Genomic DNA, 25,296 nt, shown 5'->3' with positions numbered 1-25,296 from the left:
CGATGGCCGCAGGCAGGTATTGCGCAGTGGGCACCCCGGCAGGATGCCGGGGTAGCCGCGACACGGCCATGGATGGCCGATCGCGGCGGGCCCACGGAGCAATGCCTGACTGCGGGCATGCCGAGCCTAGGCGAGGCACCGAGTGGTGGGGCAAGAGCCCTTTTGGTTACTTTTGGGGCTCTTTTCCAAAAGTGACCCGCTGTAAGAGCGGAACCAATAGCCGCCGTAACCCCAGCAACGGATATGTACACAAACCCAAGAAGCACCAGAGAAAAGAGTTATGTAGAGACTCATGCCTATCGCAACCTCGCCAAAGCTCAACAGCTCCCACCTTTGATTTTTGTTGCCTGGTTAGAAGTAGTAACCAATATTCACGTTGGTGCGGTAATACCACTCGTTGCTGCCCACCGAGCTGGTATTGGTAAAGCCGCTGCCATTCTCGGCCCCGCCATAGGGGTTGGCGTTGCGCGCCCAGGTAAAGTCGACCCAGGCCATCACCGGCATCGCCAGGAACTGCGCGCCCACGGTGAACATCTGCGAATCATCCCAGGCGCTCTTGTCTTTCATCATCCGGCTGTAGTCGGTGTACAACTTGACCTTCTTCAACTGCCCCAGCGTCGGCGTGTAGACGTCATAGCCGAGGTTGATCGAGGCGAGGGTGGCCTTGGACGCGATCAGGTACGCGGGGGTCAGGCCGTTGCCGCCCATCAGCACCGAGTCCTTGCTGACGCCGGTGGGGTTTTCAGGGTCGTATTCGTAGCGGATGGCCTGGCTGGTAACGGTCCACAGCCCCTTGTTGATGATGGCGTGTACACCGGCGGCCCAGTAGTCGCCGTCGTCCCGGGTGGTGGCGTTGTACAGCTGGGCGGTGGCCAGCGAGGCGCCGATCTCGGTTTTCCAGCCATTGCTGTTGAAGGTCCGTGCTACGCGGGCGTTGAGTTGGTTGCGCTTCTCGTTGTCCTGGCGCGATTGGATCGCGGCAATCGCATTGTCCTTCAGGTCGGCGTAACGCCCGACTTCAGGCGAGTAGCGAAGGTCGCTGGGCAACATGCGCGGGAAGAAGCCAAGCTGCACGTCCCAGTCCTGGTCCTTGTAGCTGTACTTGAGGCCGGTGCCGGCACTTGAGGCATAGCCCATGAAAAACGGCAGGTGGTAGCTCCAGCCAAATTGCGGATACGGCTCCAGGCCAAACGGCTTGAACGGCGCTCCCAGTTGCACGTTGGAGTTGGCATTGAGCCGATAGCCGACGAAACCACGGTCGATGGAGCGCTTGCCGTCGTCCTGGAACCAGTAGCCGATATCGCTATAGAGGCTCTTGTAGGTGGCCTGCACGTCCAGGCGGAACGTGTCGAAGAGGAAGCGGCCATTGTTCTCGGTGGTGTCCCAATGCTCGTCGCGATAGTTGGTACGCAACGCACCGCCGATATCCAGGCTGGCGTCGCCGGCCTCACTGCGCCAGGCAATATGCGGGAAAGGTTTATTGGCGGCGTTGGCCCGCACCGGTTCGGAAGGGATGGGTTCTGCGGCGAAACTGCTGAAACTGGCAAACATCAATCCTGCACACAAGACACGCTTCATAGAGACCTCTCTACCGGGTAATCGGCAACACTCGTCCGCTTGCCTTTAAAGGCAACTAAGGAGGGAGCGGGTCTTACCGGGTTTAAGTGTTGGTTATTATTGTTTTATCGGCGAAACGCCGTTTAATCAGTGAATGCACAGGAGTAGAGCAGGAAGTGTGCCAGGCGGCGTATTTACTGGGGATTTACAAAAACCTGCTTGAAAACAATTGTTTATATGGGAAACAAAGCGCTTTGTATAACCCATGAAACAACCTGTAAGTGCGGTAACAAAGTTGCTCGTGATAGGTGCGTCTTTATTGCACGCTGCCAATGAAACGGGCAATTTTGTGTTTTACGGGTGAATAATAAGTTGCCTACTTATTTACTCGATAGATGGTCTGCCTGACATTGTGGCGAGGGGACAAGCCCCCTCGCCACAACAGCCCCACCACCGAGCCTATGCAGACTAAAGGTCCAGCACCAAGCGCCGGCTCTTGCAGCCCGAAACGCACACCATCATCGACGTGTTCGCCGCACGCTCGGCCTTGGTCAGTACCCCGTCGCGGTGGTCGATCTCGCCTTCCACCACCCGCGTTTCACAGGAGCCGCACACCCCCTCGCGGCAGCTGTGGTCAATGTCGCAACCGGCTTCAAGCAGCACATCCAGCAAACTCAAACCGGGCTCCACCGACAGCGTCTTGCCGGACTTTTTCAGCTCCACGCTATAGCGGCTCTGGGCATCTTCGCTGGGCGGCAGTTCGGCGGCGGTAAAGCGCTCGATATGGGCATGGGGATAACCCAGGCGCTCACAGGTGCCCTCGAACGCATCCAGCATCGGCGTCGGCCCGCAGCAGTAGAAGTGCGTATCTGCCGGCTGGCCAGCGAGGTAGGCGGCGAGGTCCGGCGGCACGCCTTTCTCGTCGTTGAAGTGGTACACCACCCGCGCATCCAGGCCGTTCAAGGCTTCCACCAATGCCGCTTCCTGGCGCGAGCGCGCGCAATAGATCAGCTCGGCGGATTTTCCCTGGGCCAGCAACTGGCGGAACATGCAGTAGATCGGGGTAATGCCGATGCCACCGGCCACCAGCACACTGTGGCTGGCGCTCAGGTCCAGCGCGAAGTTGTTGCGCGGCGCCGAGATCGACAGCGGCATGCCGACCCGCAGTTGGCTGTGCACATATTCCGAGCCGCCGCGGCTGTTGCGGTCACGCAGGATGCCCACGGTGTAGCGCCCCTGGTCGCTGGGGGAGTTGAGCAGCGAGTAGCTGCGCACCAGGCCGTTGGCCAGGTGCAGGTCGATGTGCGAGCCGGCCTCGAACGGCGGGAACACGGTATCGCCCAACGGCCGAAACTCCACGCTGATGATGCCTTCGGCTTCATAGCGCAGGGTATGCACGCGGGCATTGAGCAGGGAGGGCTTAGACATCATTCACCTCTGTGACGGTACGCAGGTCGACATCGAGCCGGGCACTGGCCTCGATCTCGACCCGTAGTTCAGGAAACACCAGCGCGCTGACGGCCACCAGGGTGGACGTGGGAAACACGGCCTGCCCGGCGAAAAAATCCCGTCGGGCGCGGCCCACTTGGTCTTTGTCGGCGATATCAGTGAGGTACACCGTCAGCCGGTAGATATTGCCCACGTGTCCGCCGGCCGCCGTCACCAGCGCCTGGATCTTGCCCAGCACCACCAGGGTCTGGGCGTAGCAATCCAGGGGGGCCTCGCGGCTGGCGGGGTGCGCGGTCATCCCCGACATCACCACTTCGCGGCCGATCAGCAGCGCATTCGACCAACTGGCCCCGGCGGGCGCCACCACGACCGCGTTCATGGCAGTTGCTTCGCGTCGATCAGTTCAAGCTGGGCCTTGGCCGCGTTTTTCAGGTAACGGCGCATGCGGACCACGCCCAGGTCGTGCTGGTAGAGGTTTTCGCGCTGGTTGGCGTCCGGCTCCATGAATTCCAGCAGCACCCGATCCTGCTCCAGCACGGCCCAGTGCCGCGCTTCCAGGCGGTTCTTGTAAAGGAAGCGCCAGGTGTCGCGCTGCCAGCCGGTCAGCGGTCGGCAGCGCCAGTGGAACACCGCCGAGAGCGCGCGGCTGCTCGGCGTGTAGCTGCCGATAATGGTGAAGTTGCCGCCCGGGCCGCCGGTTTTCGGGTAGGGGATTTCCAGGCGCAGCCAATGGCAGCCGTTGTCCATGAACTCGGTCCAGTCGAAGTTCACCCCGCGCTGGCCTTCCTTCTCGAAGAAGAACCCGTTGTCGGTGTCGCGGGTGACGAACTTGGCGGTGGCTTCGCCTTCACTCATCGAGTGCGACATCTTGTGCAGGTAGGTGCCGTGCATCGGGTCCATGACGTTGTCGATCACGTAGCGGTAGTCGCCTTTCCACTCGGTGTAGCAGACGAAGCTGCTCCACTCCGGCGAGGTCAGTTGCTCGGGCAGCACCAGTTCCGGCGGGGCCTCTAAATGCGCGTCGGTGGCATTGAACAAAAAGATCGCGCCTGCCGCTTCGCGGGTATGGAACATGCGGGTCGGGCGGCTGCCTTCGAGTTTGCAGCCGGGGCTGCCGGGCACCTTGGTCACGGTGCCGTCACAGCGCACTTCGACGCCGTGATACGGGCATTGCAGGCGATCACCCAGCACCGGGCCCTGGGACAGCGGCGCGCCGCGATGGGGGCAATGGTCTTCGAGGGCGTGTACGCGGCCATCGTTGTCGCGCCACAGAGCGATCTTGTAGCCGAGGCGGCGCACCGACACCGGCTTCTCCCCCAACAGGTCCGAAGGCAACACCGGGAACCAGAGGTCTTTGAGGCCATTGGCCAGATGGTTTTCAACAGGGTCGACGGTCAATTGCATAGTCATTGTTCTATTCCTTCTGCCGGGTCATTCGCCCAGCCGGGCCATCAGGGTTTGATAGGCATCTGCCGTCCACTCGCCGCTGGTCAGCGGGCAGGGCGGGCCGGCCAGGTTGAGGTGGGCGAGCAGCGCCGGCAGCTCGGTCACGCCGTTGCCGAAGGCGCGTTCGATGGAGTCGCCCAGCAGCTCTTCAAACTGGGTATTGGGCCGTTTGCGCGCCTGATGGGGCTCGAGGAAGCGTTCGGTAGTGCTCATGTCATTGACCTCCGTTGCGTACCCGTTCGCGGATGGTTTCGCGCACGGGGATAAAGTCGTATGTCGGGAAAACTTCAGTGCTGAACACGCCCCACGCCGAGCGCTCAAGCTCGACGTTAAGGGCTGGCAGCAGGCTCGGCGGCAAGCGCAGGGTGACGATCTGGCCCAGGCCCATGGCCACGGTCCAGCTCACCAACTCCACGCCCTGCGGTGGAAAACGCTCCCACCAATCCTGCTGCTTCATATGCCGCTGAATGTCTTCCAGGTTCTTCGATTGGTCGTGCTTGAGCAGCACGGTCACCAGCAAGCTGTCGCTCATGTTCAGGCCGCGCTTTGGGTGGGGATGGTCCAGGCGTCGTAGCCATAGACCCAATCGGCGTTGCCGCCGTCCTTGAGCCACTGGTTGCCCCGCGAGCCGATCTGGATCTGGCTGGTGCGTTCCAGGCGCGCCTGCTGATAGCCCTGCAAGGCCGTGGCGACCTGGGACGGGCTGTCGAGGTCTTGCAGGTAACGGGCGAGCACCACCGCATCCTCGATGGCCTGGCCGGCACCCTGGGCCATGAACGGCATCATCGGGTGGCAGGCGTCGCCCAGCAGGGTGATCGGGCCCTTGGACCAGAACGGCAGCGGGTCGCGCTCATACAGCGCGGTCTTGAGCACATCGCTGCACGCATCCAGCAGGGCGCGGGCGTCGGGGTGGAACGCCTGATAGTGGCTGCGCAGCTCGTCGGCATCGCCAGCGCTGGTCCACGATTCTTCGTGCCAGCTGTCCTGGGCGGTGGTGGCGAAGATAAAAATATCTTTGCCCTGGTTGAGCGGGAACGTAACGATCTGGCTCTGCGGGTTGGGGCCCCACCACTTGGTAAAGGCCTGGATATTCGGCACATGGGCCACCAACTCGGCCGGCACCACCGCGCGGTACGCCACCACCCCGGTAAAGCGCGGGTGCTCTTCGCCAAACAGCGCGTTGCGCACCACCGAGTGGATGCCGTCGGCGCCGATCAGCACATCGCAGCGGTGCTGGCTGCCGTCCTTGAAGTGCAGGCAGATGCCGTCGTCAGTGTGCTCAACCCGCTCGGCGCGTTTGGCGAACTTCACCTGCTCCAGCGGGAACACTTCGGCCAGGGCCGCCAGCAGGTCGGCGCGGTGGATGGTCAGTTGCGGGGCGCCGTACTTCTGCTCGGCGGCGTCGGACATTTCCAGGCGTGAAGTCTCTTCGCCGCTGTCCCACATCCGGCTGATGCGATGGGTCGGCCGGGCGGCCGGGATGCGCACGGCGGCGCCAATCCCCAGGCCATCCAGCGCACGTACCGCGTTGGGGGTGAGGTTGATGTCGGCGCCGACCCGCAAAAAGGCCTTGGACTGTTCAAACACGGTGACCTGGTGACCGGCGCGGTGCAGGGCGATGGCGGCGGTCAGGCCGCCGATACCGGCACCGGCGATAGCAATATTCAGGGAAGGCATGGGCGACTCCTGCTCAGGATTTGGGTTTGTCGGTGAGGAACTTGCCTTGCGGCGCCTCGACGTGTTGTTGGCGCCGGGTATTGCCGTCGATACCGCCGGCAATCGCCCATTCGGCGAACACCGTGGGGCCCGGCTCAAAGGTGCGTGGCTGCCATTCGCCGGTCAGTTGGTCTTCGTCGGCGTAGTACTCCACCAGCGCGCCGGCGGGGTTCTTGAAGTACCAGAAAAACGCCGAAGACACCGGGTGACGCCCAGGGCCGATCTCGGTCGGCCAGCCGCTGCGGGACACGTGCATGCCACCGCCAAACACCTCGTGCACATCGCGCACGGTAAAGGCCACATGGTTCAGTCCCGCCCGTGGCGCCGGCAGTTGCAGCATGAACAGGTCGTGGTGGCCACCTTCCTCGGCGGTGCGCAAAAAGGCCCCGCGATCCGGATAGCGGTCCGAGGCCTGGAAGCCGAAACGCTCGTGGTAGAAGGCTTCGCAGGCGTTCACGTCCTTGACGAAAAACACCACGTGACCGACTTCAATCGGCGTGGCGCGCTCGTAGATCGGCGCCGCCTTGTTGATCCGGCCCTTGGTCTGCCAGGTGTTGTGGCCGCTGCACTCGATCTCCAGCTCGCGCTTACGCGTGACTTGCAGGCGGATCGCTAGGCCGTTGGGGTCGGTGCAGCCGATGCGCCCGTTGCCTTCGACAAACCCCGGGTCGTTGGCGATGCGTTCGGCGTACAGCGCAAGGTCCGCCGCGTCGGCCACGCCCCACACCACTTCACGCACGGTGGAGCCGGCCTCGATGGCGGGCGGCAGGCCGGGTTTGTTCAGGTCGGCGAGCACTACGCGGCAGCCATTGAGGGTCTCGAAGATCACCTCATCGGGTTGCGTGCTGACCTGGGTCAGGCCCCAGTCGCTGAAAAAACGCACGCAGGTGTCGAGGTCCTCGACGCCATAGGTGACTTCATCAATACCTAAAACGCTCATCACGCTACCTCGTGTGGCACACCGGCCCAGGCCAGTGGCTGTTGGTTCATGCCCCAGTAGAGGCTCTTCTGTTCCATGTATTGCAGGATCCCCAGGCGGCCTTTTTCGCGGCCCAGGCCGCTGTCGCGCCAACCGCCGAACGGCGTGGAAATCGAGAACTGTTTGTAGGTGTTGATCCACACGGTGCCGGCCTGCAAGCGCCGGCCCAGGGCCCAGGCGCGCTTGTAGTCGCGGGTCCAGATGCCTGCCGCGAGGGCGTACAGGCTGTCGTTGGCCTGCTCCAGCAATTGCTCTTCGTCGTCGAAGGGCATGGCCACCAGCACCGGGCCGAAGATTTCTTCCTGGCATACCTGTTGTTGGTTGTGCAGGCCCTCAAGGATGGTCGGCGGGTAGAAGTAGCCCTGGTCATACAGGCCACCGCTGGGGCGCTGCCCGCCCAGGCGCAGGCGCCCGCCTTCGGCCAGGCCGAGGGCGACGTAACGTTCCACCGATTCACGATGGCCGGCGCTGATCAGCGGGCCCATCTGCGTGTTTTCGTCGGCCGGGTCGCCCATGCGCAGGTTCGCGGCGGCGGCTACCAGGCGTTGCATAAAGGGCTCGTACAGGGCGCGCGCGACAAACAGCCGCGAGCCGGCAATACAGGCCTCGCCCGAGGAGCTGAAAATGCCGTAGAGCACGCCCGCCACCGCGTGGTCGAGGTCGGCGTCATCAAGGACGATGGTCGGCGACTTGCCGCCCAGCTCCAAAGACACCGGCATCATCTTGTCGGCGGCGACATGGGCGATGTGCTTGCCAGTGCGGGTGCCGCCGGTGAACGACACGCGCTTGACCAGCGGGTGGCGGGTCAGGGCGTCGCCCAGCAGCGAGCCCTTGCCGGGCAGCACGCTGATCAGGCCCTTGGGCAGGCCGGCCTCTTCGCACAGACTGGCCAGGCGCAGGGCCAGCAGCGGGGTGATTTCCGCCGGTTTGATCACCACCGCATTGCCCGCCGCCAGGGCTGGCGCGACCTTCTGCGCCTCGCTGGCAATCGGTGAGTTCCACGGGGTGATCGCGGCGACCACGCCCATCGGCTCATACACGCTCATGCTGACGAAATCACCGCGCGACGGGGTGATGGTTTCTTCCAGGGTTTCGCAGGCGGCGGCGAAGAACTGGAAAGTGCCGGCCGCACTGGCCACCAGCGCACGGGTTTCATTGATCGGCTTGCCGTTGTCCTGGCGTTGCAGCTGCGCCAGTTCCTCACTGTGCAGGCGGATCAGCTCGGCGATGCGGTACAGCACACCGGCCCGCTCATGGGGTTTGCGCTGGGCCCAGCCGCTGTGCAGGAAGGCCTGGTGCGCGCCCTGGATGGCGTCTTCCACATCCTGCAAATCGGCAGCGTTAAGCCAGGCCACGGCCTCGCCAGTGGCCGGGTAGCGGCTGGCGTAGCGCTCGCCACGGCCCAGGCGCCAGTGGCCGGCGATGCAGATCGGTAAAGTCTGTTCGAGGGTCATCGACGGGCTCCTAAATTGAGATGGCATGGGCGTGGTTGCCCAAGGCACGGACCACGCTGTACACGGTCAGCGCCGAGGTCTTGGGGTTGGCCAAAAGCGGCTTGCCGCGCAGGCTCAACTCGAAACGGCCAAAGGCGCCACGGGCTTCGAAGTGGTGGACGTTTTCGTCGCTGTGGGGGTCGGCGATCAGCGTGACGTGGGTGCGATCCAGGCCCAGCCCGGCCAGGGATAGGGTGGCCGCAACGTTGGCGTTTTTCGGGTACAGCCGCGCGGCCTCACGGGCACTGCCCTGGAAGATCACCGTGGCTTCGCGGATGCTGTCCAGGTCGCAAGCCTGCTCGCCGGGAGTGTTCTTCCAGGCGCGGGCTGGCTTGCGCCCGGTGTAGTTGACCGAGTCCAGGCCGCCGACCTTGGCCGCCGACAACGCATCAATACCGCCAATCGCCCCGGGCAGCAGCTCGATGCGGGTCTTGCCGCGCTCGGCGGCGGCCTCCAGGCGTTCCACCAGGCCCACTTCGGATAAGGCGCCGACCGACACAATCAGGCAGGCAATCCCACGCTCCAGGGCCGGCAGCACATGCTCTTCGATGGCGCGGTGGCCGGCGCACTCCACCAGCAAATCCGGGCGCGTATCGGCCGGCAAGGCGGTCAGCACCTGCGGCGGTTGTTTGAAACTGGCCAGGCGCTGGCGCACCAGGGCTTCGGAGCCCTCGGAAGCGATGACGTAATCCACGCACAACTGCGGATCGTTCTCCAGCAGCTCCAGCACGCCGACGCCAATGGCGCCGCAGCCGATCATGGTGATATGCAACATGCGACGATCCTCAGGCGGTGGCCTTCTGGGCTTTGGTTTCGCTGTTGGGCGGGCCGGCGAACTGGGTGGCGAAGTTGCCCACGCTGAGCATGTCCACTTCCAGCAGGAACGGGCCGGGCTGGCTCAAGGCGCTGTCAACCACCTTGCCGAAATCCTTGAGGTCGGTGACCAGGCCATGGCGCAGGCCCATGGATTCGGCGAGCTTGGTGTAGTCCGGGGTGTGCAGGTCGACATAGCAATGCCGGCTGCCGTAGACCGCGTCCTGGATATTGCGGATCACCCCGTAGCGCTGGTCGTTCATCAGCAGAATCACCAGGTTGGCGCGCTCCTGGACCAGGGTCGCCAGCTCACCCAGGTTGAGGATGAAACCGCCATCGCCCGCCAGGGCAAACACCTTGCGCTCGGGCGCGGTTTCAGCGGCTGCCACCGCGGCACCGATGCCCATCGCCAGGCCCTGGCCAATACCGCCGCCCAAGGCGTGAACCCCGGCGCGCGGGTGGTACAGGTTGAGCAGGCGGTTGCCCCAGATGCTGTTGGACAGGGTCACATCGCGCACCCAGGAGAAGTTGCGCCCGGTGCTGGCCTGCAATTGCTCGACCATCGCCGAGTACGGGCCCAGGTCCGCGACCAGTTGGCTGCGCGACTGTTCACGCACGGCCTTGAGTTCGGCGAGGAACTGCGGGTCGGTGTGCAGGCGGCCTTCCAGGCGGTCAGCCAACCCTTCCAGGGCCAGGGCCGCGTCGCCGCAGATAAACAGTTCGCTGGCATAGCTGCGGCCTTCGATGGCCGGGTTGGCGTCGATGCGCAGCGTGTTCTGCGGCAGCTTGAGCGCGTACTTGAAGGTCTCATTGCTGCGCAGGCGCGACCCGGCGATCAGCAGTGCATCGCAGGTTTGCAGGAACTGCTCGACCCGCTTGTTCTGCGAAAAGGCCCCCAGGCAACGTTCGTCGTCTTCGTTAACCACGCCGCGACCCTGGGTCGAGGTGATCACCCCCACGCCCATCGCCAGCAGGCGCTTGACCTGCGCCCCGGCATGCCGCGCGCCGCCACCGAGCCAGAGCATCGGGCGTTTGGCACTGGCCAGGCGCGCGGCCACCAGGTCGAGGGCTTCCGGTGCCGGCACAGCGACCGGGATCGGCAGTGGCGACAGGTCGGTGGGCATTGGGATAAAGGCCGACTGGATGTCGATCGGGATCTCGACGCTGACCGGGCCGGTGGGCGCGGTCAGCGCGGTCTGCACCGCGAGCTTCAGGGTGCTGATGGCGGTCTCGACGCTGCGCACGCGGAAGGCCGCCTTGGACACGGCCTTGAGCATGTTCAACTGGTCGCGGGCTTCGTGGATATACGCCAGTTCCTGGTCCAGGTACGGCGTCTCGATCTGCCCGGTGATGTGCAGCACCGGGGTGCCGGCAGTCTGCGCTTCAACCATGGCCCCAGCCGCATTGCCGGCGGCAGTGCCGGTGGAGGTCAGGCACACACCCAGGCCACCGGTGGTGCGGGCATAGGCGTCGGCCATGTTGGCGGCGCCGGCTTCACCCCGGGCCATGACAAAGCGGATATTGCCGCGCACGGCGAAGGCATCGAGGATCGGCATGTTGTGGATCGAGATCACGCCAAACGCGGCCTTGACGTCGCATTGTTCGAGAAAGGCGGTGATGGCAGCGCCCACGGTGACAGTGTTTTCATTACGCATGGCGGGACAGGCCTCCAGAGACATCGATATGGCTGCCTGTGGTGTAAGCCGACAGAGGCGAGGCCAGAAACAGGATCGCGCGGGCCGCTTCAATCGGCAGGCCCAGGCGCCCCAGGGGAATATGTTTTTGTTGGGCCAGGCGGGCGGTCCATTGCGCCCAGTCGAGGTCGCGTTCTTCACGCGCCTCGAAGCGGCGGCGCCATTGCCCGGACTCCACCAGGCCAATCAGGATGCCGTTGACGCGGATGCCTAGCGGGGCGAACTCGGTGGCCATCGAGCGCACCAGGTTCTTGATCCCGGCGCGGGCAGCGGAGGTGGCGACCATGTGCGGTTCCGGCTGGCTGGCCAGCAGCGAGTTGACGCAGACAATCGCGGCGTCGGCCTGGCTTTGCAGCTGCGGCGTGAAGGCGCGGACCGGGTTGATCACCGAAAAAAACTTCAGGTGCAGCTCTTCGGTCCAGGCGCTGTCGGTGGTGTCGGCAAAGGTCGAGACCCGGCCTTGCCCGGCGTTGTTGATCAGCACGCTGGCGGCGCCCAGCGCGGCCTGGCTGGCGCTGGCAAAGGCGTTGACCGATTCGCCATTGAGCACATCGCACACCTGGGCCAGCAGTTGGCCTTGCGGGAAACGTTGGCGCAGGTCGCTTTCGGCACGGCGCAGGCGTTCTGCATCGCGGCCGCAAAACGCAACGGCCGCACCGGCTTCCAGCAGCAGTTCGACGCATGCCAGGCCTATGCCCGAGGAGCCTCCGGTGACGATTGCGGTGCGGCCCTGCAATGAATAAAGGCTCATCTCAATCTCTCATCAAGGCAGTGACGCGGGGCTGCCCGCTGTGGGCGCCGCCGTTGTAGTTGAGCAGGCGCGACAGCTCGTCGGCGCTGCGCCGCACTTGGTTCAGCAGCTCTTCAAAATTCACATGACCGATCTGCGTGGTCGGGATGGTCACGCCGAGGGCGGCCACGATGTCGCCGCTCTGGTCGCGCACGGGCGCGGCCACTGTGGAAATCGCCGATTCAAAGAACCCTTCGCCGCTGACAAAGCCGCGCTGGCGGTCGGCCTGGAGCATGTCGAACAGCTCCATCACGGTTTTCGGGGTGCAGTGGGAGTGCTGTTCCAAGTGCTCCTCGGGGTACAGCTCGCGCAGTTCGGCCAGTGACAGGTCTTCGAGGAGGATGCGCCCCAGCACCGTGGCATGGGCCGGCAGGCGGGTGCCGACGTTGACCGCGTTGGAGAACACCGAAGGCGGCGACACCTTGGCCACGTACACGATGGAACGCCCGTCGCGCACCACCAGGTTGCTCGGGTAGTTAACCCGGTCGCACAAACGGGCCAGCAGTGGCTGGCCGAGTTCGGTCAGCTCCAGCGACGCCAGGTACTCGAATCCCAGGCGCAGCACCGACATGCCCAGGCGGTATTCGTTGCCGCTGCGGGTGACGAAGCCCATGGTTTCCAGGGTGGTCAGCAAGCGGAAAATCGTCGAGCGCGGCAGCGCCAGGCGCCGCGCCAGCTCCGGCGCGGTCAGGGTCCGGTTGCGCCGGCTGAACTCGCAGAGCAGCAACAAGCCGCGCTCCAGGCCCGGCACGATGTATTTGTCCTGAGCATCCTTCAGCAGATCTGAGTCGTTCATAGGGTTCTACCTGTCAGGGATTGTTTGAGGGCGTAGGCCAGGCGACCGGCAACCACCAGCGGTTGTTCGATGGGGCTGGCATGGCCTGCGTCGGCGATCAGGTTGAAGCTGGCACCCAGGGCCTTGGCCACGCCCAGGCAGGTGTCGGGTGGGGTGATGCTGTCGGCTTCGCCGCAATGCACCTCGCAGGGCATTGCAGGTTGGCCGTGGCGCAGCAAGTCGTCGCCGCACAGCAGTTCGATGGCCTGGCGATAGCCCAGCGGGTTTAGGCGGGCCATGTTCCAGTGCACCCAGGCCAACGCTTGGGGCTGGGCACTGGGCGAGAGCATGTGGGCGCTGCGCTGCTCGGCCAGCCCGGCGATGCCCAGGCGTTGCAGGTTGTCCAGGCGTTGCTGGCGCACTTGCTGGCGCTGCGCGTTGCGCTCGGGCGCGCCATAGCCACGAGCGGGGCTGATCAGTACCAGGCGGCTCACGCGTCTGGCCTGGGCACTGCGGGCCAAGGCCAGGGCGGTCAGTGCGCCCAGGGAATGGCCGACCAGTACGCACTCGTCCACCTCCAGCGCATCGAGCATCTGCACCAGGCGCGCGGCGTATTGCTCGGCCTTGGGTACTTGCGATTCCAGGGGGCTGGAGTCGCCATAGCCGGGCGCGTCCCAGGCGATGACCCGCGCCTGGGCCGCCAGATGTTGTGCCACCTGCAGCCAGGACGCCGCGCCGGAGCCGATGCCGTGCAGCAACACCACTGCCGGTCCCGTGCCGCATACCCGCAGGGCCTGCTGACCACCTGCTGACGCGACCCGTTGCTGGGGGAAGTCGCGCTGCAGTTGGGCTTGCAGGTCAGCCGTCGAAGCGGCGTGCGTGAGTCCTGGCAACATGGGCTTACCCGCGCTTGATCGAGGCCAGAGGGTGCTCTGGCGGATAGGTCGGGGTGATCGGTTTTTTCGCGCCGAGCATCACGCACATCAGCGCGTCTTCATCGCCGATGTTGATTTCTTCGCGGTACACGCCGGGCGGCACGGAAATCACGTCGCGGTCGGTGAGGATGGTCTCGAAGCGCTCGCCGTCCTTTTCCAGCACCACCTTGAGTTTGCCGCGCAGCACGAAAAACACTTCTTCGACGTCAATGTGCAGGTGCGGCGGGCCTTCGTGGCCGGCCGGGATGACCATGGTGGAAAAGGTGAAGTGCTCCGACGGGATGGTGTTCATGTCGGTGCTGATGCCAGTGCCGCCCGTGCCGATGTAGCGCATTTGCGCGCGGCGGAACTTGGGGTCGTAGTCAGCCTGGAACTTCAGGGCATCCCAGTCGTACTTGCGCGTCTCGTAACGGGCGATGCGCGTGCTCATCCAGCTTTCCAGGCTGGCGCCGGCAGGGCGGTCCCAGCTTTTCGGGGTGTCGTTTTGGGCAGATAGATCAGTCATGACAGTCTCCAGATCAAGGCATGACGAACCCGCCGTTGACCGGCAGGGTTTGTCCAGTGATAAAGCGGGCAAGGTCGGACAGCGCGAACAGCACGGCGCCGCTGACGTCTTCGGGCAATTGCGGGCGTTGCAGGGCCCGTTGGTCGTTGTACAAACGGTGGCGCGCCTCGGGCACGTAGGCGGTGGCTTCCACCAGCACCAGGCCGGGGGCGATGGCGTTGACGGTGATGTTGTCGCTGCCCAGCTCCCGCGCCAGACTGCGGGTCATGGCGATGATCGCGCCCTTGCTGGCGACATAGGCCAACAGGTTCGGCGCGCCCCACAGTGGGGTGTCCGAGGCCAGGTTGACGATGGCGCCCTGGCCGCTGGCGCGCAGGGCCGGCAGGCAGGCGGTGGTCATCAGCCAGGTGCCGCGCACGTTGACCTGCATCACCTGGTCCCAGGTGTCGATGCTCAATGCTTCGCAGCCCTTGCCGCCGGAGTTGGTGATCGAGGCGTTGTTCACCAAGCCATCGAGGCCGCCCAACAGGCTGATCGTCGCGTCGACACAGGCCTGGATCGACGCGGGTTGGGCCAGGTCGACGGTGACGGCCTGCACATCCAGGCCCAGCGCCCGCAATTCACAGGCGGCCTGCTGCACACGTTCGTGCAGCACATCGGCAATCACCACTCGGGCACCGGCCTGGCCGATGGCCTGGGCAAAGGCATAGCCCAGGCCACGGGCGCCACCGGTGACCAGCACGCGACGGCCTGCAAGCAAAAGGTCATGGCGGCTCATCATTGGGTGCTCAACATGGCTTTGGGCATGTAGTGCAGGACGCGTTTTTCCGCCCACACCACTGCGCCGTAGGCGATCACCCCAATCAGGGTCAGCGCGACAATGGCGACGAACACCCCGGCGGTATTGCCCTGGCCCTCGGCGTCCACCAGCAAAAAGCCCAGGCCCTGGTTGCCGCCGACCAGTTCACCGACGGTGACGCCGATCACGGCCAGGGTCGAGGCAATGCGCAGGCCGGAAAACAGTGCGGCCATGGCCGAGGGGAACTCCACCAGGCGGAAGATCTGCCAGCGGTTGGCGTTCATGGTGCGTACCAGGTTGATCATGTCCGGGTCGACGGTGCGGATCGCCGAGAGCACGTTGATCATCACCGGGAAAAACACGATCAGGATCGCGATCAGAATCTTCGGGTAGATGGTGTAGCCCAGCCACATCACGAACAGCGGCGCGAAGGCGACTTTCGGCGCGATCTGCAAGGCCAGGATGTACGGCGACAACATGGCCTCGGCAGCCGGCGACAGGCCCAGCGAGACACCGATCACCACCCCCAGCAGGGCGCCGAGGGCGAAGCCGACAACGATCTCCAGCGCGGTGATCAGGGTGTGTTGCAGCAGGCCGCCGGTCTGCCACATCACCAGGCCTTCCTGGGCTACGCGGCTGAGTTTGGGCATGACGAACTCGGGCATGCCGAGCAGGCCGGGGCCCCATTGCCAGAGGACCAGGAACAGGATCAGCAGCGCGACGCTACCGAGCACGGAGTTATTGTTTTTCATCGTGTACGTACCTCAATGTCCCGGTGGTTCACTGTGCGGCGACCGGGCTGTCGACGAATTGGTTGGTGAAGAGGTCTTCAAGCGGGGTCGCCTGGGTGACGATGCCTTCGCTGACATAGAACTGCAGAACCTTGTCCAGGTGCTGCGGATCGATGTGCCCGAGCACGGCCTGCTTGGCGTAGACGTGTTCGACGTAGAGCTTGAAGATCTTCTCCAGCGAGTCCTCCTTGCCGGCATACGCCGGTACCGCCTTGGCGAAGGTCACGGCAGCGGCGCGCGGGTCCTGGATGATGTCGCGCATGCCTTGCAGGGTGCCCTGGACCACGCCGCGCACGAGCTTGGGCTGGTTCTTGATGGCGTCGTCGGAAGCGAGAATCGCCTGGGCCATGCTTTCGAAGATCTGGTCCTGGGGGATCAACTTGATCTGCACCCCGGCTTCCTCGGCATTGATCACCCAGTCCGGCACCCCGGCCATGGCCTGGGCCTTGTTGGCGGAGAACAACTGCCAGACGCCGGCGGGGCCGGCGGCCTGGATGTTCACGTCGTTCTTGCCCAACCCGGCTTTGCGCAGCGAAGCGAGCAGGGCGTAGTAGGTGGTGTCGGAGTACGACATCACCGTCATGGTCTTGCCCTTGAGGTCGCTGACGCTGTTGATGTTGTCCTTGGCGTTGGTGGCGATCATCGTCACGCCGCCGTCGCCCAGCACCGCCACGGCGCGTACCGGGATGCCATTGGCCCGCACCACGATAGGCGTGTCACCGATGGCCCCGCCGATCAACGCGTTACCGGCGCCGATCTGCTTCGCCACATCCACGCCACCTTTGGCGGCGATGAACGTCAGGTCCAGGTCCTGGGCCGTGTAGTAGCCCTTTTCCTTGGCGATGATCCACGGTGCGAACGCGGGCGAGTTGGGCGGCGCCGGCAGCAGGTAGGTGACCTTGGTCGGCTGCGCCTGGGCGGCACAGGCCACACCGAGGCCCAGGCTGAGGGCGCAAAGACGTTGAAACAGAGACTTGAGCATGGGGACTCCGGAATCGGTTGGGGGCCGCAAGGGCGGTGATCAGTGCAGTTCGGTGTCGGCGCCGACCTGGAGCAACTCCATCAGGCGGCCTACCAGCGGGCCGATTTCCGGCAGCTTGCGGCGCTCCAGGGGGTTGTCGCGAAACGGCAGGTCGATGCTGATCTCTTCGATGATCGTGCCGGGGCGGGCGCTCATGACCAGCAAGCGGTCGGACATGGCGATGCCTTCGATCAGGTCGTGGGTGATGAACAGCGCGGTTTTCTTCTCGTCGAAGAGCATCCGTGCCATGTCCTGTTGCAGGATCATCTTGGTCTGGGCATCGAGGGCCGAGAACGGCTCGTCGAGGAACAGCACCTGCGGGTCGATGGCCAGGGTGCGGGCCAGGGCGGCGCGCTGGCGCATGCCACCGGAGAGCTGGAACGGGTAGTGATCGGCGTAGCCATTGAGGTGGCAGCGGTCGAGCAGGTCCAGGGCCACCTTCTGCCGGGTGGCGGCAGGCACACCCTGGATTTCCAGGCCCAGTTCGACGTTGCGGCGGATGCTGCGCCAGGGCATCAGCAGGTCCTTTTGCAGCATGAACGCAACCTGCGGCACCGGCCCGGTGACCGGCTCGCCACCGACGAACACTTCACCTTCGCTGGGGCGGTACAGACCCGAGCCCATGTTCAGGATGGTGCTCTTGCCGCAACCGGAAGGGCCGATGATCGACACCACTTCACCCCGGCGAATCTTGAAGTTCACCTCGCGAATGGCGAAGGGCGCGTCCGCTTTACCCTTGGCAGGGAAACATTTACCGACATTGCGAAATTCAATTTCAGTCGGCTCCAGCTCTTCCCTGAGAGCTTGGTTATTCCATTGGGGCGTCACGGCGTACATCTCTTTCACAGCCATCAGGAAGGTACTCTGGTCTGTTTTATAGGTGATACGCCGTTTAGTGCATGAACAATGCCAGGGGTTTATTTCCTACAGGTTTTTAGTAAATGTCCTTTTATATGAATGACTTGGGGTTAAGTAGTTGAAAGTTTGACGTTTCATATATGAAACGTTGGTTATTATATGGCACGAATTTGCACACTGTTCGGGCATGTAATGGGAAGTTGCGAGAGGTCGGTGCTTTTTCAGGTAACGCGGGGAAGTTAATAATCGGCTTATTTGTTTTATATATAAAACGCAGTTGCGCGCTTCTATATAGGTGCGAGTGGGAGCGAGCCAACTCGCTCAGGGGGCAGGCGTTAAAAAAGCAAAAAAAAGGGCCTGAAGATCGAAATCTTCAAGCCCTCAAAAGGGTGAGAGGTGTCTAGTCCCTCAACCTGGTGAGCGGTGCTACATGCGTTCAGGCCTTCAAAGGCACCAGACGCGGGGCAATCATGTTTTCCGGGCGCAGGATGTCGTCGAGCATGGCGTCGTCGAGCAAGCCTTCTTCGCGCACCAGCTCCAGCACGCCACGGCCGCTTTCAAGGGCGATACGGGCGATGCGGGTGGCGTTTTCATAGCCGATGTACGGGTTCAGCGCGGTGACCAGGCCGATGGAGTGCTCCACCAGTTCGCGGCAGCGTGCTTCGTTGGCGGTGATGCCGACGATGCAGTGTTCGCGCAGCATGTCCATGGCGCGTTGCAGCAGGCGGATCGAGTCGAAGATCTTGAAAGCGATCAGCGGCTCCATCACGTTCAGTTGCAGTTGGCCGCCTTCGGCCGCCATGGTCAGGGCCAGGTCGTTACCGATGACCTGGAAGGCCACCTGGTTCACGGCTTCCGGGATGACCGGGTTGACCTTGCCGGGCATGATCGAGCTGCCTGGCTGACGCGCTGGCAGGTTGATTTCGTTGATCCCGGTGCGTGGGCCGCTGGACAGCAGGCGCAGGTCGTTGCAGATCTTCGACAGCTTCACCGCGGTACGCTTGAGCATGCCGGAGAACAGCACGAACGCGCCCATGTCGGAGGTGGCTTCGATCAGGTCGGCCGCCGGTACCAGCGGCTGGCCGCTGATGGTGGCCAGGCGTTGCACGGCCAGGGCCTGGTAACGCGGGTCGGCGTTGATGCCGGTACCGATGGCGGTGCCGCCCAGGTTGACTTCGGTCAGCAGCTCCGGAGCCAGGGTCTTGAGGCGTGCCAGGTCTTCACCCAGGGTCGTGGCGAAGGCGCGGAATTCCTGGCCGAGGGTCATCGGTACGGCGTCTTGCAGTTGGGTGCGGCCCATTTTCAGGACGTGGCCGAACTCGACACCTTTGGCGGCGAACGCCTGGATCAGGCTGTCGAGGCTGGCCAGCAGCGCGTCATGGCCCAACAGCAGACCCAGGCGGATCGCGGTCGGATAGGCGTCGTTGGTCGACTGCGCCATGTTCACGTCGTTGTTGGGGTGCAGGTATTGGTATTCGCCCTTGTTGTGGCCCATGGCCTCCAACGCGATGTTGGCGATGACTTCGTTGGCATTCATGTTGGTTGAAGTGCCAGCGCCGCCTTGAATCATGTCCACCACGAACTCTTCGTGGAAGTCGCCGCGTATCAGGCGGGCACAGGCTTCGCTGATGGCAGCGTGCTTGGCTTCGCTGAGCTGGCCCAACTCGCGGTTGGCATCAGCGGCGGCTTGCTTGACCATTGCCAGACCGACCACCAATTTCGGGTAATGCGAAATCGGAACGCCGGAGAGACGGAAGTTGTTCACCGCTCGCAGGGTCTGGATGCCGTAGTACGCTTGGGCAGGTACTTCGAGTACGCCAAGCAGGTCTTTTTCTGTACGGAATGATGCAGCAGAGGACATGACGGAAATCATCTCGATATGGACCCGGGCTAGGCCGGAACGCTGTGAATGCTAGGCTTGTGGAAATTTTTGGGCCAATGCTATTAAGCGCTGGCCTATGCACAAACGGCATAATGTTGATGTGACCCGGTTATCATGGCGGGCGTGTGTGCCAAAATGGTGCATGCCCTGGAGAATCAGATGAACCTTGAAAGCAAATGGCTGGAAGACTTTAGCGCCCTGGCGGCCACGCGCAGCTTCTCCCAGGCGGCGGAGCGGCGCTTTGTCACCCAGCCGGCCTTCAGTCGACGCATCCGCAGCCTTGAGGCGGCCCTGGGGCTGACCCTGGTCAACCGCTCGCGCACGCCCGTCGAGCTGACGGCAGCGGGGCAGTTGTTTTTGGTCACGGCGCGCACGGTGGTCGAGCAACTGGGCGAGGTGCTGCGGCATTTGCATCACCTTGAAGGCGGCCAGGGCGAAGTCATGCAAGTGGCGGCAGCGCACTCCCTGGCGCTGGGTTTTTTCCCACGCTGGATCGCGCAATTGCGCAACGAAGGGCTGAACATCGCCACGCGCCTGGTCGCCACCAACGTCGGCGATGCGGTGCATGCCCTGCGCGAAGGCGGCTGCGACCTGATGCTGGCGTTCTACGATCCGGACGCAGCCATGCAAATGGATCCGGAGATTTTCCCGTCACTGCACTTGGGCAACACTGAAATGCTCCCGGTGTGCGCCGCCGATGCCGATGGCAAGCCGTTGTTCGACCTGGAAGGCGAGGGCAGTGTGCCGCTGCTGGCCTACAGCGCCGGGGCGTTCCTCGGCCGTTCGGTGAACCTGCTGTTGCGCCAGCGCGCGCTGCGCTTTACCACGGTGTATGAAACCGCCATGGCCGACAGCCTGAAAAGCATGGCCCTGGAAGGGTTGGGGATTGCCTGGGTGCCACAGTTGAGCGTGCGCGCCGAACTGGCCCGGGGCGAGCTGGTGGTGTGTGGCGGGCCGCAGTGGCATGTGCCGCTGGAGATTCGCCTGTATCGCTGTGCGTTGGTGCGCAAGGCGAACGTGCGATTGCTGTGGCGCAAGCTGGAAGGTGGGGCGGCGCAGAATAGCTGAGCCCAACACAGAACAAATGTGGGAGCTGGCTTGCCTGCGATGGCGGCAGGTCAGCCAATAGATTTATCGACTGATACACCGTCATCGCGGGCAAGCCCGCTCCCACAGGGGAAGGCAGCTTCGCGCTCTTCGAAAGTGACCCGCCGTAAGGGCGGAACCCTAAGTGGCCATTACCGCAGCAACGGATATGCACACAAACCCAATAAGCACTAGATAGAGAGTTGTGTAGATACCTATGCTGCGATAGCGGTGTATCAGCCGACATTGCAGGCAAGCCAGCTCCCAGAGTATTTCGGGGTGTTTTCGCTGACTCTAAAGTCAATAAAACCGCAGGTTTGAAGCGTAAGACAGATGGTCGGCACAGGGGCTGTTTATCTGCATTATTACGGTATACTGCGCGGCCTTCGGCCGGTCCAACCGGCCTTAATTCGTACAACAAGCCACGCCGGATTTCCCGCGTGGCTTGTTGTTTTTTGACGCGCCTGCGGGCGCCCAGAGAGAAGAGGCACGACGATGAGTGCATTGGTTGGCGTGATCATGGGCTCCAAGTCCGATTGGTCCACCCTTAGCCACACCGCCGATATGCTGGAAAAACTCGGCATTCCGTTTGAAGTGAAGGTGGTTTCCGCCCACCGCACGCCGGACTTGCTGTTCCAGTATGCCGATGAAGCAGAATCCCGTGGCATCGAGGTGATTATCGCCGGTGCCGGTGGCGCAGCCCACCTGCCGGGCATGTGTGCGGCCAAGACCCACTTGCCGGTGCTCGGCGTGCCGGTGCAGTCGTCGATGCTCTCGGGTGTGGATTCGCTGCTGTCCATCGTGCAGATGCCCGCCGGGATTCCGGTGGCCACCCTGGCGATTGGCAAGGCCGGCGCGATCAACGCGGCATTGCTGTCGGCCAGTATCCTGGGCGCCAAGCATCCACAGTTCCACGCGGCCCTGAAGAAATTTCGCGCCGAACAGACTGACAGCGTCCTGGACAATCCAGACCCACGCATCGCCTGAGGTTGTTGATTGATGAAAATCGGTGTAATCGGTGGCGGCCAACTGGGTCGCATGCTGGCCTTGGCGGGTACGCCGCTGGGGATGAACTTCGCGTTTCTTGATCCGGCGCCGGACGCCTGTGCGGCGGCCCTGGGCGAACACCTGCGGGCGGACTACAGCGACCCGGACCACTTGCGCCAATTGGCCGATGAAGTCGATCTGGTGACCTTCGAATTCGAAAGCGTGCCAGCCGAAACCGTGGCGTTCCTGTCGCAATTCGTCCCGGTGTACCCGAGCGCTGAAGCGCTGCGCATCGCCCGTGACCGCTGGTTCGAAAAGAGCATGTTCAAGGACCTGGGCATTCCGACTCCGGCCTTCGCTGACATCCAGTCCCAGGCGGACCTGGATGCGGCGGTCGCCAGCATCGGCCTGCCGGCGGTGTTGAAAACCCGCACCCTGGGTTATGACGGCAAGGGCCAGAAAGTCCTGCGTACCGAAGCCGATGTGGTCGGCACGTTCGCCGAACTGGGCAGCGTCGCCTGCCTGCTGGAAGGCTTCGTGCCGTTTACCGGCGAAGTCTCGCTGGTGGCCGTGCGCGCCCGTGATGGCGAAACGCGCTTCTACCCGTTGGTGCACAACACCCACGACAGCGGCATTCTCAAGCTGTCCGTGGCCAGCACCGACCACCCGTTGCAGGCCCTGGCCGAAGACTATTCCAGCCGAGTGCTCAAGCAACTGGATTATGTCGGCGTGATGGCATTCGAGTTCTTTGAAGTCGACGGTGGCCTCAAGGCCAACGAAATTGCCCCGCGCGTGCATAACTCCGGGCACTGGACCACCGAAGGCGCCGAGTGCAGCCAGTTCGAAAACCACCTGCGGGCGGTAGCGGGCTTGCCACTGGGTTCCACGGCCAAGGTGGGCGAGAGCGCGATGCTCAACTTCATTGGCGTGGTGCCGCCGGTAGAGCAGGTCATTGCGATTGATGACTGCCACCTGCATCACTACGGCAAGGCGTTCAAGGCCGGGCGCAAGGTCGGCCACGCCAACCTGCGTTGCAAGGACCGCGCGACACTCGACGCGCAGATCGCCAAGGTCCAGGCGCTGATCGCCGCGCAATAACCCACGGGCTGGCGGGAACCATTGGTGACCGCCATCCTCTGATTGCAGGACGCCAAAGTCTGACTAGGCTTCAGCTAACTTTCATTCAGAGGGAAATGCCATGGGTATCATTGGGACCATCTTTATCGGTTTGATCGTCGGCCTGCTGGCGCGTTTCCTGAAACCAGGCGACGACAGCATGGGCTGGATCATGACCATCCTGCTGGGTATCGCCGGCTCCCTGGCGGCGACCTATGGCGGTCAGGCCCTGGGTATCTACCAGGCAGGTCAGGGTGCAGGTTTCATTGGCGCGCTGGTGGGTGCCATTGTGTTGCTGGTGATCTACGGTCTGCTGAAAAAGAAGTAATTTAGCGACAAGCCCTCTGCGCTGCGCAGGCGCAGAGGGCTAGAATGCCGGCACTGTTCTTATTTGCCGAGCCCCTTCATGCGCCGCCTTCTGTTGACTGTCCTTTTGCTGGGTTCAAGCCTGGCCCACGCCGCTGAGCTTACGGAAACCGACTGGCTGGAACTGATGCCCGAGTCGGACCAGAAGGCTCTCGAACAAATGCCGGATATCGACCACAACTCCCCAGAAGCCCTGGGCACCTTTACCGAAAAGGGTGGCCTGAAACAGAGCAAGGGCTTGCCGGCGGTGATGTATTCGACCAAGACCGTGGCCGCCATGAACGGCAAGCACATCCGTCTTGGCGGTTATCCGGTGCCATTGGAAACCGATGCCAAGGGCCGCAGCACCCTGTTTTTCCTGGTGCCTTACCCGGGCGCCTGCATTCACGTACCGCCGCCGCCGCCCAATCAACTGGTGCTGGTGCGCTATCCCAAAGGCTTGAAGCTGGACGATATCTACACGCCGTTGTGGGTCACTGGCACGTTGAAGGTGGAGACGGTCAACAACGACCTGGCGGATGCAGCGTATGCGCTGGATGCGGGGGTGGTGCGGGTGGTGCAGGAATCGGACCTGTAACCGGCGCCAAAAATCCCCTTGTGGGAGCAAGCCTGCTCCCACATTCGATTGGGTTTACAGGGGCAGGCTGGCGATGCTCACACCCATGGTGTGACTAGCACCCGGTGCCAATGCCACCACATCGTCCAGCACGTTCGCCGTCTCGATGCACAGCATGCCCTGCCAGCCATCGTCGGCCATATCATCGAAAGCCTTGGCCCGTTCGGTCCAAGGGTTCCAGATCACGGTCGATTTGGACCCTTCGCTGGTGAGCTGGATCCGGCGTTGCCAGTCTTGATCGACGATGTTCAATTGAGCTGGAGTATCGAGGTAGATACGATCGGTCTCTGCAGCGAAGTGCAGTGCGCCGGCCTGTTGCTTGGTCACCCAGCCGTCGACGGTATCGATATAGTCCAATCCGTCCAGGCCTTCGACCTGCACCTTGCGCACGTCGCTGACTGCGAAGTAGCTGTGCAGCGCCTGGCTGATGGTCACGTTGTCGGTGCCACGGTTGTGGCTGGTCAGGCGGATATGCAGTTGCTCGTCGAGCAGGATGCTCATTTTCAGATCGACCTGATGCGGCCAATCCGGGAAGCCGCCAGCAGGTACCGGCAATACCAGCTCAACCCGATTGTCTTCGACGCCGGACAAGGTCCAGATGGCCGTGCGCGCGAAACCATGGGCGCCGGCCGGCTGATCACTCTGGCGCATCGCCTTGACGCTTTGCGGGTTGCGGTCAAACACACCAAACCACGGCCAGCACACCGGCACACCCGTACGGATACCTTTGCCAGCCTTGAACACGGCCTGGTCGTTGGGCCAGATCACCGGCTTGGCGCCCGCGGGCTGGTAGCTGAAGATGTGCGCGCCTTGTTGGGCCACCAGCACTTCGGCGCCGTTGTGGCGGATGCGCCAGCAGTCCAGCTCATCCATTTTCACGGTTTCAAGGTGGGGCGTAGGCATACAAGGCTCTCTTAGTGACAGGCAATGGGGCAATGGACCGCCAAACCGCCGCGAGGTTTAACGCGCCCGCGACGGAACCGAGCGAGTGCGACCGCTGCCATCAATGGCGACGAACACAAACACCGCCTCGGTGACTTTGCGCCATTCGCTGGACAGCGGGTCATCGCTCCACACTTCGACCATCATCTGGATCGAGCTGCGGCCGATTTCCAGGGCCTGGGTGTAGAAGGACAGCTGCGCGCCCACTGCCACCGGAACCAGGAAGGCCATGCGGTCAATGGCGACGGTAGCCACGCGACCACCGGCGACCTTGCTGGCCATTGCCGTGCCAGCGAGGTCCATCTGCGCCACCAGCCAGCCGCCGAAAATATCGCCGAAACCGTTGGTTTCACGGGGGAGTGCGGTGATTTGCAGGGCGAGATCGCCTTGCGGGATAGGATCTTCTTGTTCGAGTTCGATCATGCCGGGGGTGCCTCTGACCCGTGACTCTTGGACTATGTAATCGGTGAATAGCCGTCTTGGAAAAACGATTCAGCCCCGAACATACTACGTTCGTCACGTTTTTCGAAAGGCGCCTGAAGGGAAACTCTGCGAAATCGGCTGGCCGGTGCCAACGACGTTTTCGCGCAACTTCCACGGATATGCCGGTGCAAGGTGGGCAGTATATCGGTCGATAGCCTGCGCGACGACCGTCCGGCCCTGATTTTGTACATCTATCT

The 25,296-nt window shown here is 63.1% G+C and carries 27 protein-coding genes; 5 read left to right on the top strand and 22 right to left on the bottom strand.

Going from position 1 to position 25,296, the window contains the following annotated elements:
* Nucleotides 1–351: 351 nt before the first annotated feature.
* The 20 genes from HBO24_RS14685 to aspA form a co-directional block, all read right to left on the bottom strand.
* A complete protein-coding gene (locus tag HBO24_RS14685; protein ID WP_170059927.1) occupies nucleotides 352–1,578 on the bottom strand; it encodes a hypothetical protein in 1,227 nt (408 codons plus the stop codon).
* Between the two features lie 447 nt (nucleotides 1,579–2,025).
* On the bottom strand, nucleotides 2,026–2,985 hold the full coding sequence (locus HBO24_RS14680) for a PDR/VanB family oxidoreductase (RefSeq protein WP_057440558.1): 960 nt from the start codon (nucleotides 2,983–2,985) through the stop codon (nucleotides 2,026–2,028).
* Nucleotides 2,978–3,385, bottom strand: coding sequence for a Rid family hydrolase (locus HBO24_RS14675; protein WP_057440557.1), 408 nt, complete (start codon nucleotides 3,383–3,385; stop codon nucleotides 2,978–2,980). Before HBO24_RS14675 ends, HBO24_RS14680 begins: the two co-directional genes overlap by 8 nt.
* Nucleotides 3,382–4,416 carry an aromatic ring-hydroxylating dioxygenase subunit alpha gene (locus HBO24_RS14670; RefSeq protein WP_115129307.1) on the bottom strand — a complete coding sequence of 345 codons (1,035 nt, stop codon included), beginning with the start codon at nucleotides 4,414–4,416 and terminating at the stop codon, nucleotides 3,382–3,384. Before HBO24_RS14670 ends, HBO24_RS14675 begins: the two co-directional genes overlap by 4 nt.
* A gap of 21 nt (nucleotides 4,417–4,437) precedes the next feature.
* Nucleotides 4,438–4,665 carry a recombinase-like helix-turn-helix domain-containing protein gene (locus HBO24_RS14665; RefSeq protein ID WP_034116488.1) on the bottom strand — a complete coding sequence of 76 codons (228 nt, stop codon included), beginning with the start codon at nucleotides 4,663–4,665 and terminating at the stop codon, nucleotides 4,438–4,440.
* A gap of 1 nt (nucleotide 4,666) precedes the next feature.
* Complete coding sequence (locus HBO24_RS14660) at nucleotides 4,667–4,984, bottom strand: hypothetical protein (RefSeq protein WP_057440555.1); 318 nt, start codon at nucleotides 4,982–4,984, stop codon at nucleotides 4,667–4,669.
* 2 nt (nucleotides 4,985–4,986) lie between these two features.
* Complete coding sequence (locus HBO24_RS14655) at nucleotides 4,987–6,129, bottom strand: FAD-dependent monooxygenase (RefSeq protein WP_115129305.1); 1,143 nt, start codon at nucleotides 6,127–6,129, stop codon at nucleotides 4,987–4,989.
* Between the two features lie 13 nt (nucleotides 6,130–6,142).
* On the bottom strand, nucleotides 6,143–7,108 hold the full coding sequence (locus tag HBO24_RS14650; protein WP_115129304.1) for a VOC family protein: 966 nt from the start codon (nucleotides 7,106–7,108) through the stop codon (nucleotides 6,143–6,145).
* Nucleotides 7,108–8,601, bottom strand: a complete 1,494-nt coding sequence (locus HBO24_RS14645; RefSeq protein WP_115129303.1) for an aldehyde dehydrogenase — start codon at nucleotides 8,599–8,601, stop codon at nucleotides 7,108–7,110. The genes HBO24_RS14650 and HBO24_RS14645 overlap by 1 nt, the downstream gene beginning before the upstream one ends.
* A gap of 10 nt (nucleotides 8,602–8,611) precedes the next feature.
* On the bottom strand, nucleotides 8,612–9,415 hold the full coding sequence (locus HBO24_RS14640) for an aspartate dehydrogenase (protein WP_057444232.1): 804 nt from the start codon (nucleotides 9,413–9,415) through the stop codon (nucleotides 8,612–8,614).
* Nucleotides 9,416–9,425: 10 nt separating this feature from the next.
* Nucleotides 9,426–11,108 (bottom strand): thiamine pyrophosphate-binding protein, encoded by a 1,683-nt coding sequence (locus HBO24_RS14635; RefSeq protein WP_057440551.1) that lies wholly within the window; start codon nucleotides 11,106–11,108, stop codon nucleotides 9,426–9,428.
* Nucleotides 11,101–11,898, bottom strand: a complete 798-nt coding sequence (locus HBO24_RS14630; protein WP_057440550.1) for an SDR family oxidoreductase — start codon at nucleotides 11,896–11,898, stop codon at nucleotides 11,101–11,103. Before HBO24_RS14630 ends, HBO24_RS14635 begins: the two co-directional genes overlap by 8 nt.
* 1 nt (nucleotide 11,899) lies before the next feature.
* Nucleotides 11,900–12,733 carry an IclR family transcriptional regulator gene (locus tag HBO24_RS14625; RefSeq protein WP_057440549.1) on the bottom strand — a complete coding sequence of 278 codons (834 nt, stop codon included), beginning with the start codon at nucleotides 12,731–12,733 and terminating at the stop codon, nucleotides 11,900–11,902.
* Nucleotides 12,730–13,608, bottom strand: a complete 879-nt coding sequence (locus HBO24_RS14620) for an alpha/beta hydrolase (protein WP_057440548.1) — start codon at nucleotides 13,606–13,608, stop codon at nucleotides 12,730–12,732. The genes HBO24_RS14625 and HBO24_RS14620 overlap by 4 nt, the downstream gene beginning before the upstream one ends.
* Before the next feature lie 4 nt (nucleotides 13,609–13,612).
* Nucleotides 13,613–14,152 (bottom strand): cupin domain-containing protein, encoded by a 540-nt coding sequence (locus HBO24_RS14615; RefSeq protein WP_029289969.1) that lies wholly within the window; start codon nucleotides 14,150–14,152, stop codon nucleotides 13,613–13,615.
* A gap of 13 nt (nucleotides 14,153–14,165) precedes the next feature.
* A complete protein-coding gene (locus HBO24_RS14610) occupies nucleotides 14,166–14,930 on the bottom strand; it encodes an SDR family oxidoreductase (RefSeq protein ID WP_115129446.1) in 765 nt (254 codons plus the stop codon).
* Nucleotides 14,930–15,703 carry an ABC transporter permease gene (locus HBO24_RS14605; protein ID WP_057440547.1) on the bottom strand — a complete coding sequence of 258 codons (774 nt, stop codon included), beginning with the start codon at nucleotides 15,701–15,703 and terminating at the stop codon, nucleotides 14,930–14,932. Before HBO24_RS14605 ends, HBO24_RS14610 begins: the two co-directional genes overlap by 1 nt.
* 28 nt (nucleotides 15,704–15,731) lie before the next feature.
* Nucleotides 15,732–16,724 (bottom strand): ABC transporter substrate-binding protein, encoded by a 993-nt coding sequence (locus HBO24_RS14600; RefSeq protein WP_057440546.1) that lies wholly within the window; start codon nucleotides 16,722–16,724, stop codon nucleotides 15,732–15,734.
* Between the two features lie 39 nt (nucleotides 16,725–16,763).
* The gene (locus HBO24_RS14595; protein ID WP_057440627.1) at nucleotides 16,764–17,600 is read right to left on the bottom strand and encodes an ABC transporter ATP-binding protein; all 837 of its coding nucleotides are present in this window, start codon (nucleotides 17,598–17,600) and stop codon (nucleotides 16,764–16,766) included.
* 457 nt (nucleotides 17,601–18,057) lie between these two features.
* A complete protein-coding gene (gene aspA, locus HBO24_RS14590) occupies nucleotides 18,058–19,482 on the bottom strand; it encodes an aspartate ammonia-lyase (protein WP_038444539.1) in 1,425 nt (474 codons plus the stop codon).
* Between the two features lie 180 nt (nucleotides 19,483–19,662).
* Between aspA and HBO24_RS14585 the strand changes: the two genes are divergently transcribed.
* The 5 genes from HBO24_RS14585 (at nucleotide 19,663) to HBO24_RS14565 (ending at nucleotide 23,635) form a co-directional block, all read left to right on the top strand.
* Nucleotides 19,663–20,571, top strand: a complete 909-nt coding sequence (locus HBO24_RS14585; protein WP_057440625.1) for a LysR substrate-binding domain-containing protein — start codon at nucleotides 19,663–19,665, stop codon at nucleotides 20,569–20,571.
* Nucleotides 20,572–21,084: 513 nt separating this feature from the next.
* Nucleotides 21,085–21,576 (top strand): 5-(carboxyamino)imidazole ribonucleotide mutase, encoded by a 492-nt coding sequence (purE, locus tag HBO24_RS14580; RefSeq protein ID WP_057440545.1) that lies wholly within the window; start codon nucleotides 21,085–21,087, stop codon nucleotides 21,574–21,576.
* Between the two features lie 12 nt (nucleotides 21,577–21,588).
* Nucleotides 21,589–22,674 carry a 5-(carboxyamino)imidazole ribonucleotide synthase gene (locus HBO24_RS14575; protein WP_057444228.1) on the top strand — a complete coding sequence of 362 codons (1,086 nt, stop codon included), beginning with the start codon at nucleotides 21,589–21,591 and terminating at the stop codon, nucleotides 22,672–22,674.
* Nucleotides 22,675–22,774: 100 nt separating this feature from the next.
* A complete protein-coding gene (locus HBO24_RS14570) occupies nucleotides 22,775–23,020 on the top strand; it encodes a GlsB/YeaQ/YmgE family stress response membrane protein (RefSeq protein ID WP_029289950.1) in 246 nt (81 codons plus the stop codon).
* A 78-nt stretch (nucleotides 23,021–23,098) separates the two neighbouring features.
* Entirely contained in the window at nucleotides 23,099–23,635 is a 537-nt protein-coding gene (locus HBO24_RS14565) for a DUF3299 domain-containing protein (RefSeq protein WP_057440544.1), read from the top strand.
* Between the two features lie 54 nt (nucleotides 23,636–23,689).
* Here HBO24_RS14565 and HBO24_RS14560 read toward each other — a convergent pair whose 3' ends face one another.
* Complete coding sequence (locus HBO24_RS14560; protein WP_170059926.1) at nucleotides 23,690–24,577, bottom strand: D-hexose-6-phosphate mutarotase; 888 nt, start codon at nucleotides 24,575–24,577, stop codon at nucleotides 23,690–23,692.
* 57 nt (nucleotides 24,578–24,634) lie between these two features.
* The gene (locus tag HBO24_RS14555) at nucleotides 24,635–25,039 is read right to left on the bottom strand and encodes an acyl-CoA thioesterase (protein WP_003176975.1); all 405 of its coding nucleotides are present in this window, start codon (nucleotides 25,037–25,039) and stop codon (nucleotides 24,635–24,637) included.
* Between the last annotated feature and the right edge of the window lie 257 nt (nucleotides 25,040–25,296).

The sequence above is a fragment of the Pseudomonas sp. WS 5410 genome (genome assembly GCF_012985645.1).
GTDB lineage: Bacteria > Pseudomonadota > Gammaproteobacteria > Pseudomonadales > Pseudomonadaceae > Aquipseudomonas > Aquipseudomonas shahriarae.
Note: the sequence above shows the minus strand (reverse complement) of the source record. Positions and strands in the feature narration are given on the sequence as shown.